Source organism: Bradyrhizobium sp. BTAi1, from assembly GCF_000015165.1.
GTDB lineage: Bacteria > Pseudomonadota > Alphaproteobacteria > Rhizobiales > Xanthobacteraceae > Bradyrhizobium > Bradyrhizobium denitrificans.
Genome location: NC_009485.1, coordinates 440,322 through 453,605, shown reverse-complemented (window position 1 = coordinate 453,605; position 13,284 = coordinate 440,322). Strand labels below are relative to the sequence as shown.

The 13,284-nt window shown below is 61.6% G+C and carries 11 protein-coding genes and 1 pseudogene; 2 read left to right on the top strand and 10 right to left on the bottom strand.

Annotated features, from left to right (window positions below; genetic code table 11):
• Window positions 1-77 precede the first annotated feature (77 nt).
• The 8 genes from BBTA_RS02180 to BBTA_RS02145 are packed head-to-tail and all read right to left on the bottom strand — an operon-like array spanning window position 78 to window position 9,236.
• Window positions 78-497 (bottom strand): ribulose bisphosphate carboxylase small subunit, encoded by a 420-nt coding sequence (locus tag BBTA_RS02180; protein ID WP_012040790.1) that lies wholly within the window; start codon window positions 495-497, stop codon window positions 78-80.
• Between the two features lie 10 nt (window positions 498-507).
• The gene (locus tag BBTA_RS02175) at window positions 508-1,974 is read right to left on the bottom strand and encodes a form I ribulose bisphosphate carboxylase large subunit (RefSeq protein WP_012040789.1); all 1,467 of its coding nucleotides are present in this window, start codon (window positions 1,972-1,974) and stop codon (window positions 508-510) included.
• A 19-nt stretch (window positions 1,975-1,993) separates the two neighbouring features.
• On the bottom strand, window positions 1,994-3,073 hold the full coding sequence (gene fba / locus BBTA_RS02170; protein WP_024918864.1) for a class II fructose-bisphosphate aldolase: 1,080 nt from the start codon (window positions 3,071-3,073) through the stop codon (window positions 1,994-1,996).
• A 17-nt stretch (window positions 3,074-3,090) separates the two neighbouring features.
• Entirely contained in the window at window positions 3,091-4,293 is a 1,203-nt protein-coding gene (gene pgk / locus BBTA_RS02165) for a phosphoglycerate kinase (protein ID WP_012040787.1), read from the bottom strand.
• Window positions 4,290-5,297, bottom strand: a complete 1,008-nt coding sequence (gap, locus tag BBTA_RS02160) for a type I glyceraldehyde-3-phosphate dehydrogenase (RefSeq protein ID WP_012040786.1) — start codon at window positions 5,295-5,297, stop codon at window positions 4,290-4,292. Before gap ends, pgk begins: the two co-directional genes overlap by 4 nt.
• Complete coding sequence (gene tkt, locus BBTA_RS02155; RefSeq protein WP_012040785.1) at window positions 5,294-7,309, bottom strand: transketolase; 2,016 nt, start codon at window positions 7,307-7,309, stop codon at window positions 5,294-5,296. Before tkt ends, gap begins: the two co-directional genes overlap by 4 nt.
• Window positions 7,306-8,193 (bottom strand): phosphoribulokinase, encoded by an 888-nt coding sequence (locus BBTA_RS02150; protein ID WP_012040784.1) that lies wholly within the window; start codon window positions 8,191-8,193, stop codon window positions 7,306-7,308. The genes tkt and BBTA_RS02150 overlap by 4 nt, the downstream gene beginning before the upstream one ends.
• A 26-nt stretch (window positions 8,194-8,219) precedes the next feature.
• The gene (locus BBTA_RS02145; RefSeq protein WP_012040783.1) at window positions 8,220-9,236 is read right to left on the bottom strand and encodes a class 1 fructose-bisphosphatase; all 1,017 of its coding nucleotides are present in this window, start codon (window positions 9,234-9,236) and stop codon (window positions 8,220-8,222) included.
• Window positions 9,237-9,273: 37 nt separating this feature from the next.
• Between BBTA_RS02145 and BBTA_RS02140 the strand changes: the two genes are divergently transcribed.
• On the top strand, window positions 9,274-10,272 hold the full coding sequence (locus BBTA_RS02140) for a LysR family transcriptional regulator (RefSeq protein WP_012040782.1): 999 nt from the start codon (window positions 9,274-9,276) through the stop codon (window positions 10,270-10,272).
• A 59-nt stretch (window positions 10,273-10,331) separates the two neighbouring features.
• Here BBTA_RS02140 and BBTA_RS02135 read toward each other — a convergent pair.
• Window positions 10,332-10,574 (bottom strand): annotated as a pseudogene (locus BBTA_RS02135) (IS256 family transposase); the annotation flags it as partial.
• Between the two features lie 262 nt (window positions 10,575-10,836).
• Between BBTA_RS02135 and BBTA_RS02130 the strand changes: the two are divergent.
• Complete coding sequence (locus tag BBTA_RS02130; RefSeq protein WP_371260225.1) at window positions 10,837-12,054, top strand: IS110 family transposase; 1,218 nt, start codon at window positions 10,837-10,839, stop codon at window positions 12,052-12,054.
• A gap of 76 nt (window positions 12,055-12,130) precedes the next feature.
• Here the strand turns inward: BBTA_RS02130 and BBTA_RS02125 are convergent.
• A protein-coding gene (locus BBTA_RS02125) for an IS3 family transposase (protein ID WP_148221383.1) occupies window positions 12,131-13,269 on the bottom strand; the annotation gives its coding sequence in 2 pieces (ribosomal slippage) (window positions 12,131-13,005 and window positions 13,005-13,269; 1,140 coding nt in all).
• Between the last annotated feature and the right edge of the window lie 15 nt (window positions 13,270-13,284).

The window sequence follows — 13,284 nt, the reverse complement described above, 5'->3', positions numbered from 1 at the left end:
ATCCAACGAATCCGGACCACCACTCCGTCACGGGGCTGCCGGCACGTCAGCCTGCCGGATGCCACCGTGGAGAGGGGTCAGCCGTAGCGCTGACCTTCGGGACGGTCGGTCACATAGGCATGTGTTGAGTATCGGATGCGCCGTCCCGCCACCTCCTGACGGTCGAGCCGGAAGCCAGGCTCCTCCTTCGGCCGGTTAACGATAAAGGAGAGACGCACCGACTCCCAGCCATGGCTCGAATCGAAGGCGGAGAGGCGGATGTAGCGGTCGGCATAGACGCGCCGGCATTTGGCGAGTTCCATCATGACGCCGGCGGCGTCCCTGAGGTCGAACATCGGCAGGCCCCACATTTCCCAATAAGTGTTGCGGGGATGCGGGTCGTCGGTGAACTCGATGTTCACCGACCAGCCTTTCTCCAGGCAGTATTGCACTTGCTTGGTGATTTGCTCGTCGGTGAGGTCCGGCAGGAAGGAGAAGCAACCCTGGGTGATGCGCATGATCTGATCCTCAAGCAGTGACAGCAGCGGTTGGCACGAAATCGGGCGTGTCGGTTGAATCGTAATTGAAGGTTACGTTCTTCCAGACATCGAGAGCCTGCTTGAGCGGCGTGCATGTCGCCGCCGCCTTGGCGAGGATCTCAGGCCCCTCATGGACATAGTCACGACCCTCGTTTCGAGCGAGGATCATGGCCTCGAGCGCGACGCGATTGGCGGTGGCGCCCGCCTGAATCCCCAGCGGATGTCCGATGGTGCCGCCGCCGAACTGCAACACGACATCCTCGCCGAGGTAGTTGAGGAGCTGGTGCATCTGGCCGGCATGGATGCCGCCCGAAGCGACAGGCATCAGCTTGTTGAGGCTTGCCCAATGCTGTTCAAAGAACAGGCCATACTCGAGCGCCATTGGGTTGTGGTCCTCGCGACAGATGTCGTAGTAGCCGCGCGTCGTATTGGGATCGCCCTCCAGCTTGCCGACCACCGTGCCGGCATGGATATGGTCAACGCCAGCTAGCCGCATCCATTTTGCGATGACGCGGAACGACACGCCATGGGACTTCTGGCGGGTATAGGTGCCGTGACCAGCCCGGTGGAGGTGCAGGATCATGTCGTTTCTGCGCGCCCACTTCGCCATAGACTGAATCGCGGTGTAGCCGATGACGAGGTCGATCATGATGATGACCGAACCAAGTTCTTTGGCGAATTCCGCCCGCTCGTACATGTCCTCCATGGTGGCGGCAGTGACGTTGAGATAGGTCCCCTTCACTTCGCCGGTGGCAGCCTGGGCCTTGTTGACGGCTTCCATGCAGTAGAGGAACCGATCGCGCCAGTGCATGAAGGGTTGCGAGTTGGTGTTCTCGTCGTCCTTGGTGAAGTCCAGGCCGCCCTTCAGCGCCTCATACACAACGCGGCCATAGTTGCGACCGGAGAGGCCGAGCTTTGGCTTCACCGTGGCGCCGAGCAGCGGCCGACCGAACTTGTCGAGCCGCTCGCGCTCCACCACGATGCCGGTCGCTGGCCCCTGGAAGGTCTTCACATAGGCGACGGGGAAGCGCATGTCCTCGAGGCGTAACGCCTTGAGCGGCTTGAAGCCGAAAACGTTGCCGATGATCGAGGCCGAAAGATTGGCGATCGAGCCCGGCTCGAACAGGTCGAGATCGTACGCGATGTAGGCGAAGTAGGAGCCAGGCGTGTTCGGGACAGGATCGACCCGGTAGCATTTGGCGCGGTACTTCTCCGCCGCCGTCAGACGGTCGGTCCACACCACCGTCCAGGTCGCGGTCGAGGATTCGCCCGCCACCGCCGCCGAGGCCTCGATCGGGTCGACGCCGTTCTGGGGCGTGACGCGGAAGAGCGCAATGACGTCGGTGTCCTTAGGCTCGTAGTCGGGCTCCCAGTAGCCCATTCGCTTGTATTCGAGGACGCCAGACTTGTAGCGTTCCTTGCCGGTGACGGTCAGGGACTTCAATGCTTCGTTCATGACAGGTTCCTTTCCTGGTTCATGCGGCTCTGGCAGCGGAGATTTGCGGCTCTAGCGCGCCATTGGTGTAGCGCTTCGCCATTTCGCTCAGCGGAATCGGCTTGATCTTCGAGGCGTTGCCCGCAGCGCCGAACGCTTCGAAACGCTCCGCGCAGACCTTCCGCATCGCGTCCATCGCCGGCTTCAGGAACTTGCGAGGATCGAACTCATCTTTCTTGGTATTGGCGACGCGACGGAACTCGGCAGTTGCGGCGAGTCGGAGATCGGTGTCGATGTTGATTTTCCGCACCCCGTGTTTGATGCCGCGCACAATCTCTTCGACAGGCACGCCATAGGTTTCGCGCATTTGCCCGCCATGTGCGTTGAAAACCTCCTGCCATTCCTCCGGAACCGACGAGGACCCATGCATGACGATGTGCGTGTTTGGTAGCTTCTGATGGATCGCTTCGATCACAGTCATGGCCAGCACTTCGCCCGTCGGCTTCCTCGTGAATTTGTATGCGCCGTGGCTTGTGCCGATGGCGACGGCGAGCGCATCGACTTTCGTCTCGGCAACGAAGCGCATGGCTTCGTCAGGATCCGTCAGGAGCATCGACTTGTCGAGCTTGCCTTCGAATCCGTGCCCGTCCTCCGCCTCGCCATGGCCGGTCTCCAACGAGCCAAGACAGCCGAGCTCACCCTCCACCGACACCCCGACCATATGGGCGAGTTCGGTGACTTGCCGCGTCACCTTGACGTTGTAGTCGTAGTCGGCTGGCGTCTTCGCATCCTCCTTCAGCGAGCCGTCCATCATGACAGACGAAAAGCCGTTCTGGATCGCGGAAAGGCAGGTATTGACGTTGTTTCCGTGATCTTGATGCAAACACACAGGGATGTCGGGAAACATTTCGACGAGCGCCTCAATCACCTTTTGCAGCATGACGTCCCCGGCGTAGGAGCGCGCGCCTCGACTGGCCTGAATGATGACGGGCGCATCCATTTCGCGGGCTGCCTCCAGGATTGCGAGGCCCTGTTCCATATTGTTGATGTTGAAGGCCGGGACGCCGTAACCCTGTTCCGCCGCGTGGTCGAGCAATTGTCTGAGCGTTATGAGCGCCATCGTCGTTTCCTTTCCGATCATGCCAACTGGGGGGTTCTGAGAACCGACACGCCCGGCAGTTCCTTGCCCTCTAACCATTCGAGGAAAGCGCCACCTGCTGTGGACACGTAGGTGAAGTCCTCGGTCACTCCGGCAGCGTTCAACGCCGCGACGGTGTCGCCGCCCCCGGCAATCGATTTGACCTTCCCGACACGTGTCAGGCGCGCCGCTTCGGCGGCGACAGCCTCCGTGGCGTGATCGAAAGGCTCGATCTCGAAAGCGCCAAGAGGGCCGTTCCAGAGGATGGTCTTCGCCTCTGCGAGGACATCCCAAATGCGCTCGATCGAGCGCGGGCCTGCGTCCAATATCATGCCGTGCTGAGGACAACAGTCGAGCTCGGCGATGTGCGCCTCCGCGCCGCGTTCGAAGCGGTCAGCCCAAACAATGTCGACCGGCAAAACGATCTGGCAGCCGCAGCTTTGGGCCCGCGACAGGATCTTGCGCACGGTCTCGAACTTAGCGGATTCGTGCGGTGATTTGCCAATGGGCAAGCCGTTGGCGGCCAGGAACGTGTTGGCCATGCCGCCGCCAACGATCACGGTATCGAGCTTGCCGATCAGATTGAAGAGCACGTCAATCTTGCTCGATACCTTGGCACCGCCCACGAGCGCGACAGCAGGCCGCTGCGGTGCTTCCAGCGCCTGCGTCAGTGCCGAGATCTCCGCCATCATCAGCGGACCGGCCACTGCCGGCAGTCGCTCCGCGATGGCTACCGTCGAGGCGTGTGCCCGATGCGCACAGGAGAATGCATCGTTGACGTAGAGATCGCCGAGCTCCGCCAGTTCTTCCGCCAGGCTCGCGTCATTGGCTTCCTCGCGCTGGTCGAACCGTAGATTCTCGCAGACGAGAACATCGCCAGGGCCGAGTGCGGCGGCGGATCTCGCGGCGACGGGTCCACTTATCGCTTCGCTGAAGGCCACGTCCTTGCCAAGCACTCGGCCCAATGCCGCGGCCACTGGTTCAAGTGAGAGTTCCGGCCGCCGCTGCCCGTCGGGTCGCCCGAGGTGAGAGAGAACGACGGCTCGGGCACCTCTCGCCAGAAGCGGCTTCAGACCAGCCACGAAGCGCTCGATGCGCGTCGCGTCCGCAACGCCGCCGTTGTTCATCGGCACATTCAAGTCCGCACGAATGAGGAGGCGACGGCTGGATATGTCGACGTCGTGGACGGACTTCAGCGTCATCCGATGAGCCTCCCCATCGCGACAGCTGTATCGGCCATCCGGTTCGAGAAGCCCCACTCATTGTCGTACCACGACATGACGCGACAGAGGCGCCCGTCGATCACCTTGGTCTGATCCATATGGACGATCGAAGAGCGCGGATCATGCGTGAAATCCACAGAGACCAGCGGTTCGTCCGTGAAGCCCAGGATACCCTCAAGGTCCGCGCCAGCAGCTGTCCGGACGACGCTGTTGATCTCCTCGGCGGTCGTTTCGCGGCTTGCGATGAACTTAAAATCGACGACCGAAACGTTCGGCGTCGGCACTCTGATCGCGACACCGTCGAGCTTCCCATTCAGCTCTGGCAGCACCAGGCCCACGGCCTTGGCCGCTCCCGTCGAGGTTGGAATCATCGACATCGCGGCGGCGCGGGCTCGGTACGGATCCTTGTGCAGGGTATCCAGTGTCGGCTGGTCGCCAGTATAGCTATGGATGGTAGTCATGAATCCCTTGTCGATGCCGATGGTCCGATGAAGCACGGCCGCAACCGGGGCGAGACAATTGGTGGTGCAGGACGCGCAGGAAACGACATTGTCTCCCGGCGACAGGCTATTGTGGTTGACGCCGAAGACGATTGTCTTGTCGGCGCCCGCGGCGGGTGCGGAGACGAGGACGCGCTTCGAGCCGTTCTCGAGGTGTAGCGAGGCCTTCTCGCGCGCGGTGAAGATGCCGGTGCATTCAAGCGCGATGTCTACGTCTTTCCATGGCAGTGTTTTGGGGTCGCGCTCGGCGGTCACACGGATCGGCGAGCCGCGACCAATATCAATGCTGGCGCCGTTCACCTTGACGGCGCCTGGGAAAGTTCCGTGCACGCTGTCGTATCGCAGCAGATGGGCGTTAATATCGACCGAGCCGAGGTCGTTAATCGCGACGACTTCGATATCGCCCCGCCCCGACTCGTAGATCGCGCGCAGCACGTTGCGCCCGATGCGCCCGAATCCATTGATGGCAACCCTGACCGTCATTCGTGCTCCTCCCCGGGCTTACGGGCGAGCCTCCACCCCTCGGCCGCGACCCGTTCGGCTGTGATGCCAAAGTGGTTGTAGAGATCGGCGGCAGGACCAGAGGCGCCGAAGCCCGTCATTCCAATGAAGATGGAATTGGGCCCGAGCCATTCTGCCCAGCCGAGAGCGACTCCGGCCTCGACGCCGACGCGCGGTCCCTCGCCCAGAACAGCAGCGCGATAGCCGGCTTCCTGGGCGGCAAACAGCTCCCAGCAGGGCGCAGAAACTACGGCGACCGCCAGCCCGTCCGCCGACAACTCGTCGGCGGCCTCGACCGCAATAGCGACTTCGGAACCTGTGGCGATGATGGTCAGATCCCTATGCTCGCCAGGATCGCGCAGGAGATAGGCGCCGCGTGCCGTCATGTTCTCGTCGCCGTGCTCCGTGCGCAGCGTCGGCAGATCCTGCCGCGAGAGGCAAAGCACCGACGGCGTCTTGGCTGCGGCAAGCGCGACCTCCCAGGCTTCCGCCGTCTCCACCGCGTCGGCGGGCCGGAACACGTAGACGTTCGGCATCGCTCTTAGCGATGCGAGGTGCTCGACCGGTTGGTGCGTCGGACCGTCCTCCCCCAGGCCGATGCTATCGTGCGTCATCACGTAGATGACCGGCCGACCCATGAGAGCAGAAAGGCGGATCGCCCCGCGGCAATAATCCGAAAAGGCGAGGAACGTGCCGCCATAGGGGCGCAATCCTCCATGCAGCGAGATGCCGTTCATCGCCGCGGCCATCCCATGCTCGCGCACCCCGTAGTGGATGTAGTTGCCCGTGAAATCGCTCCGCGTCACGGGACGCATGCCCTTGGTGCGCGTGTTGTTGGAGCCGGTGAGATCGGCTGAGCCGCCTACCATGTTGGGGATGGTTGAATTCACGACCTCCAACGCCAGCTCGGAAGCCTTGCGAGTGGCAACCTTCGGCCGCTCGCCGCACAGGCGTCGGCGATGATCGGCCAACGCTGCGTGCAACCTCGCGGCATCGGGGGGCGCGAGATGGGCCACAAACTCCTCCCGCTGGGGGCTGCGAGCGAGCCGCTCTTGCCATTCGGCTCGGATGCGCGTTCCGCGAGCGCCAACTACGCGCCAGGCATGGACGATCGCCTCCGGAACCTCGAAGGGCGAATAGATCCAGCCGAGGCTCTCGCGTGCCGCGGCCACCTCCTCCTTGCCCAGCGGCGCACCATGCGTGGCCGATGTCCCCTGCTTGTTGGGTGCGCCAAAGCCGATAATGGTGCGGCAGGCAATCAAGGACGGACGGGGATCGGCTCTTGCTTCGATAATCGCGTTGGCGACCGCTTCACCGTCGTGGCCGTCGACGGCCGCGACATGCCAGCCCGCAGCAACGAACCGTGCCTTCTGATCCAGCGAGGTCGACAGACTTGTGGGCCCGTCGATCGTGATCTGGTTGTCGTCCCACAGCACGATGAGCCGGCCAAGGCCGAGATGGCCGGCAAGATCAATCGCCTCGTGACTGATCCCCTCCATCAGGCAGCCGTCGCCGGCGATCACATAGGTGTGGTGATCGACGAGGTCATCGCCGAAACGCGCATTCAGCATGCGTTCGCTGAGAGCCATACCCACGGCGGTTGCGATTCCCTGACCGAGCGGACCGGTGGTCGTTTCGATGCCAGCGGCATGGCCGAATTCCGGATGCCCGGCAGTGCGACTACCGAGCTGACGAAAACGGCGCAATTGATCCATCGGCATGTCGTGGAAGCCGAGGAGGTGATGAAGCGCGTACAGCAACATCGATCCATGCCCAGCGCTCAGCACAAAGCGATCGCGATCAGGCCAATTGGGCTGCGTCGGGTCGATCTTGACGAAGTGCTTGAAGAGCACCGTAGCCACATCCGCCATGCCCATGGGCATTCCGGGATGGCCCGACTTCGCAGCCTCGACCGCGTCCATCGCGAGCGCGCGGATCGCGTTCGCCATCTGCGCCTCATCTAAGGCTGCTCTGCGCTCCGCAACGAGATTCATGAGGAAGCCCTTTTCAAACGTTTGGATTGGTCGACGAGCCGAAGGATCATCGGCGTGAGGATGAGCTGCATGGCGAGATCGAGCTTGTCTCCCGGCACGACAATCGAGTTGGCACGGCTCATCCAGCTGTCACGGATCATCTGTACGAGATACGGAAAATCGATGCCCCGCGGGTTCTTAAAGCGGATGACGACAAGGCTTTCCCCCGCCGTCGGAATCCAGCGGGCGATGAACGGATTGGATGTATCCACAACCGGCACGCGCTGGAAATTGATGTCGGTCTCAGAGAACTGCGGACAGATGCAGTGCACATAGGCGTGCATCCGCCGCAGAATGACATCGGTCACGGCTTCGGCGGTGTAGCCGCGCGAAGCCTTGTCCCTATGGACTTTCTGGATCCATTCGAGGTTGATCACCGGAACAACGCCGATCTTCAGATCGGCATGGTCAGCGATGCGAATGTCCTGGGTACGCACAGCTCCGTGCAGCCCTTCATAGAGGAGAATGTCCGACCCCTTATCGAAATCTTCCCATTCAGTGAAGCGACCGGGCGGCACTCCATAGCGTTCAGCTTCCTCGTCGTCGTGGACGTAGTGACGCGTCCGCCCAGTACCTGTCGCACCGTAGGAAGCGAAGACTTTCTCAAGCTCGGAAAGCTCATTTGCTTCGAAGCTGAAGTGGCTGAAGGTGCGGTCGCCCGCATCATAGCGGCGCTGTAACTCAGCCTTCATCGATGCTCGATCGAACTTGTGGAACGCGTCGCCCTCGATCGAGACTGCCTTGATACCCTCCCGTCGGAAGATCTGATCGAATGTGTGCTTCACCGTGCTTGTACCGGCGCCGGAGGACCCGACAACCGAGATGATTGGATGCTGTTCGCTCACCGTCCCGCTCCTTCCGCGATTGCTCGTCAAGCTCTGAACAAGCCACGTGTGCCGAACAGTGGCGAGACCTCGCTTTCGGGAAGGTCGTGATAAGCGCAAACTTGGCTGACTTTCTCGGCAGTGCCGAAGACGAGGGGCGTGCGCTGATGGAGCTCACTCGGTGTCAGGTCGAGGATGCGGTCGATCCCGTCGGTCGCCTTGCCGCCTGCGCGCTCAACGATGAAGGCGATCGGAGCGCACTCATAGACTAGGCGCAGTCGCCCCTGGCCATAGCCTCGCCTGGCGTCAGCGGGATAGAGGAAAATCCCGCCACGCGTGAGAATTCGGTGGGTCTCGGCGACCAGCGATGCGACCCAACGCATATTGAAGTTCTCTCCCCACGGCCCTTCATCACCGGCGATGCAGTCGTCGACGAAAGCCCGTATCGGCCGCGACCAATGCCGGTAATTGGATGCGTTGATGGCGAACTCGGTTGTCCGATCAGGGATGCGCAAGCTGTCGGAAACGAGGAAGAAATGACCACGGTGGAGCACAAATTGGGCGAGTGTGGTCCGAGTCGCGAGGATGAACACCGTCTGGGGGCCATAGACCACATATCCTGCAGCGATTTGCTCACGGCCCGGACGAAGGAAACTCTCCACGCCGGATTCTTTGGCTTCGAAGACCGAGAAGATCGTCCCGATCGATATGTTCACATCGATATTGGACGACCCGTCCAGCGGATCGATCGCAAGCGCTAGAGTGCCTTCGGGGTTGAGCATTTCGGCAGTTGGGCGCTCCTCCGACGCATACCAGCGAACAGGTGTGGGAGCGAGCGCCCCGGCGAAGAGTTCATCCGCCACGACGTCGAGTTTCTTCTGGCGGTCGCCATCGCTGTTCGCACCCACCTCCTCGCCGAGGCGCCCATTGAGCGGACCGCTCGATATCACCCCGGCTAGGGTCTCCGCGACAAAGGCGAGCGCCGTAACGGTGATCGCAAGCGGTTCCGAAACGGAGCAGTCGCCCTCTAGGAAGCTTTCGAGAGTGCCTTCCGGTGCCGTCATGATCGTCCTCCGGCAGCTAGTTCCCGCATAACATGCCTTGACGCATGCGAAAGGAAAAATTAAAAAAATCTTTGCTGCATTAAACAAAGCTACAACGATGATCCATGAACAAGCGATCACGCTAAAACAGCTGCGCGCGCTGGCAGCGATTGTCGCAGGAGGGAACCTGTCGTTGGCTGCCAGCCGGCTCAACGTAACCGTCCCCGCGGTTTCAACGCAGCTTCGCAATCTGGAAGCGAATCTGGGCGAACCGCTGTTGGAGCGCGGCCCCGACGGTAAGACGCTTCTAACCGCGATAGGACGGGAGGTTCTGGCCGCAGCCGAACAGATTGATGCGATATTGTCTTCTTGTATTCAAAAAGTCTCTGCGATCTCGGCCGGACATGAAGGGCTCGTCTTCCTTGGCGCAGTGAGCACTGCAAAGTACTTTGCACCACATCTCATTGCTCAGCTTCGACGTCAGGTGCCACGCATCAAGATTGAATTTCGTATTGGCAATCGTGAGGAAATCATCTCGGCTCTAAAGAGTCGTCGGATTGAGTTGGCGATCATGGGCCGGCCACCGCGAGAGCCGGAAGTGGATACGGACCTGCTTGGCGATCACCCCCATGTGCTTATCGCGCCACCGAAGCATCCCCTTGTCGGACGCCACGACATTTCGTCCAGTGACCTATTAACTAACGCCTTTTTGGTGCGCGAGAAAGGCTCGGGCACGCGCGCGCTCATGGAGCGCCTTTTCGATCGGATCGGGGTCGGCAGTGACTACGAGTCCATCGAGTTCGGAAGCAATGAGACCATTAAGCAGGCGGTGATGGCGGGGCTTGGCATCGCGGTCATTTCGGCACACACGGTGCAAGCAGAGCTCATGGGGGGGCGCCTAGCAATGCTCTCGTTTCCTGGCTTTCCGATCATCCGTCAGTGGTTTCTAGTCCGTCGGCGTGATACCCCAATGACGCCTTCGGCAAAGCGAGTGCGCGACGTGATCCTAGCATTGAAGGGAAGTTTCCTGCCCGGTGCGCTATCTCGCTCGGGTTGAGAAAAGGGACTTGAGTCAGGTACGAGCTATCGCCAAATTTTGGTGACGGCCTGAGCCGGTCAGGCGGCGGCGGTTGTGGGCTGGCGGTCGGTCGACTTGGCGATGACCTCGATCCCGTCGTTGAATGTCACACCGAGAACGAGTTTTGACAACTGGTTATGACCGTCGAGGCGGCGCCAGCTTCTCTGCGCGCCCTCGACCAGTTTGAAGACCATCGCGAGCGCGGTCTTGTTGGATAGGCAGCCCTTCGATCGGATGGTGCGGTGGCGCACGGTGGCGAAGGTGCTTTCGATGGGGTTGGTAACCGGTATGAGATGTCTCGGTGCCAACGTTCTGCCCCGGCGTCCCGCGCCGTGGCGTATGGTGCGACCATCGGGACAGAGGCACCGGGAGCACGAAGGTGCGGGCAGGCCGATACACACGATGAGCCGAGAGTTCGAGTTAGTAGCTGGCCGCCTCTGCGACTCGCCCGGTTGCGCCGAGATCGCGAATCCGTAGTTGTCGTGTCGCCCGCAGCTCCCGTCATGTGTCAGGCAGGAGGTGCAAATGCGACGGGTAGTTGGCATTGACGTCCACCGAACTTTCGGGGAGGTGGTGTTTTGGGCAGACGGCAGGCTCCGACATGCGGGCCGCATTGATATGACGCGGACTGCGCTGGAGGGATTTGGCAAGACCCTGCTGGCCAATGATGAGGTGGTGGTTGAAGCGACCGCCAACAGCATGGCGGTGTCGCGGGTTCTGGCGCCGTTCGTGGCGCGGGTGATTATCGCGAATCCGTTGCAGGTGAAGGCGATCGCCCAGGCTCACGTCAAGACCGACAAGATCGATGCCGGCACGCTCGCCAGTCTGCAGGCGGCCGGGTATCTGCCGCAGATCTGGACGCCGGACGCGGAGACCGAACGCAAGCGTCGGCTGGTGGCGCGGCGCTACCAGGTTGTGCGGCATCGCACGCGGCTCAAGAACGAGGTGCATTCGATCCTGCACGCGCACCTGATCCCGAAGTGCCCGCATGCCGATCTTTTCAACGCCCGCGGCCGGGCGTGGTTGGCCGCTCAACAGTTGCCGGACGATGAGCGCGCAGCGATCGATCGGCACGTCCGTGAGCTTGACCGTTTGGCGGAAGATCTGGCCCTGCTCGACCGCGAGATCGCGCAGGACGCCATCGACGATTCCGCGGTCAACAGATTGATGACGATCACCGGCGTCAATCTGGCGGTCGCCGCCGGCATCGTGGCGGCGATCGGCGACGTCAGCCGGTTCAGCAGCCCACAGAAGCTGGTGAGCTATTTCGGGCTGAACCCGCGGGTGCGGCAGTCGGGGTTGGTAGCGGCCCACCACGGCCGCATCAGCAAGATCGGCCGTTCTCACGCGCGCGCCATACTGGTCGAGGCGGCCTGGGCAGCGGCCAAGGCGCCCGGCCCACTGCATGCGTTTTTCGTGCGCATCCGCGCTCGGCGCGGTCATCAGATCGCTGCGGTGGCCGTGGCTCGCAAGCTCACTGTGCTTTGCTGGCATTTGCTGACGAAGGGCGAAGATTACCTGTGGGCGCGCCCAGCGCTGGTCGCCAACAAGACCCGCGCAATGCAACTTCAAGCCGGACATCCGCAACAGAAAGGTAACCGGCGTGGACCTGCCTACGCCTACAACATCAAGGCGCTGCGCGACCGCGAGATGGTGATTGCCGCCCAGGCGGAGCGAAACTACGAACAATTCGTGTCGCAATGGAAACCGCGGCGGCCAAAAACCGGCGCGCGGGCGCCTCAGCTCGGCAGGACAAAATAGGCAGTCCGGTGACGCTTGCAGCCGACGCATCACGCTTCGCTGACCTGACGGATATTTTGGACCAGCGGGATAGAGACTACTGCATCGCTGCGCTCCGATCCAGATGCTGCAGTGTCGGCGCCGATGTTTGCGGCGCCGGGGGCCGGTAGCTCAGCGATGAGTGCGGTCGGATCGTGTTGAAGTGCTTGCGCCATTGCTCGATGACGACAGTGGCCTCCTTCAGGCTGTAAAAGATTTCACCGTTCAGGCATTCGTCGCGCAGTTTGCCGTTGAAGGACTCGCAGTAGCCGTTTTCCCATGGGCTGCCGGGCGCAATGTAGAGCGTCTTTGCTCCGAGCTTGGCGAACCAGTTGCGCACGACCTTGGCTGTCATCTCCGCGCCGTTGTCCGACCGGATGTGTTCTGGCACACCGCGTTCGAGCATTACGTCGGCCATCGTCTCGATGACACCGAAGCTGTTGATCCGGCGAGCCACCCTGATTGCCAGGCATTCCCGGGTGAACTCGTCGATCAAAGTCATCAACCGCAGCTTGCGCCCATCGTGGGTCTGCGCCTCGACGAAGTCGTAGCTCCAGACATGATTACGATGCTGCGGCCTCAAACGGATGCAGGATCCGTCGTTGAGCCAGAGCCGACCCCGCGGCTTCTGCTTCCTGGGTACCTTTAGCCCCTCACGGCGCCAGATCCGCTGGACCCGATCACATCCGACGTGCCAGCCGGCATCGACCAGCAGCGACGTGATCCGACGATAGCCATATCGCCCATATTGGGACGCGAGAGAGATAATCGCTCTCGTCAACGCATCCTCATCAGATCGAACGATGGTGGCGTATCGCTGTGTTCCGCGGTGCTGGCCGACGATCCGGCAGGCCTGGCGTTCGGAGAGACCGTACTTCCCTCGAATGCCATCGACCGCCTGCCGGCGCCGTTCGGGGCTTATAAGTTTCCCGAGGCAACGTCCTTGAGCACCTGCTTCTCCAGCGACAGATCGGCAACGAGACGCTTGAGGCGGATATTCTCCCGCTCCAGATCCTTCATCCGCTTCGCCTGATCGAGCTCAAGACCACCGTATTCCTTTCGCCAGCGATAATAACTCTGCTGCGAAATTCCGGCTTCCCGGCAGGCCACCGGCGCGGCCTTGCCCTGCGACATCAACACTTCAATCTGGCGCAGCAGCACCACGATCTGCTCCGCATTGAACCTCTTCTTCGGCATGATCAAAGCTCCTTT

Excerpts from the sequence above, each read along its gene's own strand:
- gap (WP_012040786.1), bottom strand. The coding sequence starts at position 5,297 with ATGACGGTCAGGGTTGCCATCAATGGATTCGGGCGCATCGGGCGCAAC.
- BBTA_RS02180 (WP_012040790.1), bottom strand. The coding sequence starts at position 497 with ATGCGCATCACCCAGGGTTGCTTCTCCTTCCTGCCGGACCTCACCGAC.
- pgk (WP_012040787.1), bottom strand. The coding sequence starts at position 4,293 with ATGACGCTGAAGTCCGTCCACGACGTCGACATATCCAGCCGTCGCCTC.
- fba (WP_024918864.1), bottom strand. The coding sequence starts at position 3,073 with ATGGCGCTCATAACGCTCAGACAATTGCTCGACCACGCGGCGGAACAG.
- tkt (WP_012040785.1), bottom strand. The coding sequence starts at position 7,309 with ATGAATCTCGTTGCGGAGCGCAGAGCAGCCTTAGATGAGGCGCAGATG.
- BBTA_RS02175 (WP_012040789.1), bottom strand. The coding sequence starts at position 1,974 with ATGAACGAAGCATTGAAGTCCCTGACCGTCACCGGCAAGGAACGCTAC.
- BBTA_RS02145 (WP_012040783.1), bottom strand. The coding sequence starts at position 9,236 with ATGACGGCACCGGAAGGCACTCTCGAAAGCTTCCTAGAGGGCGACTGC.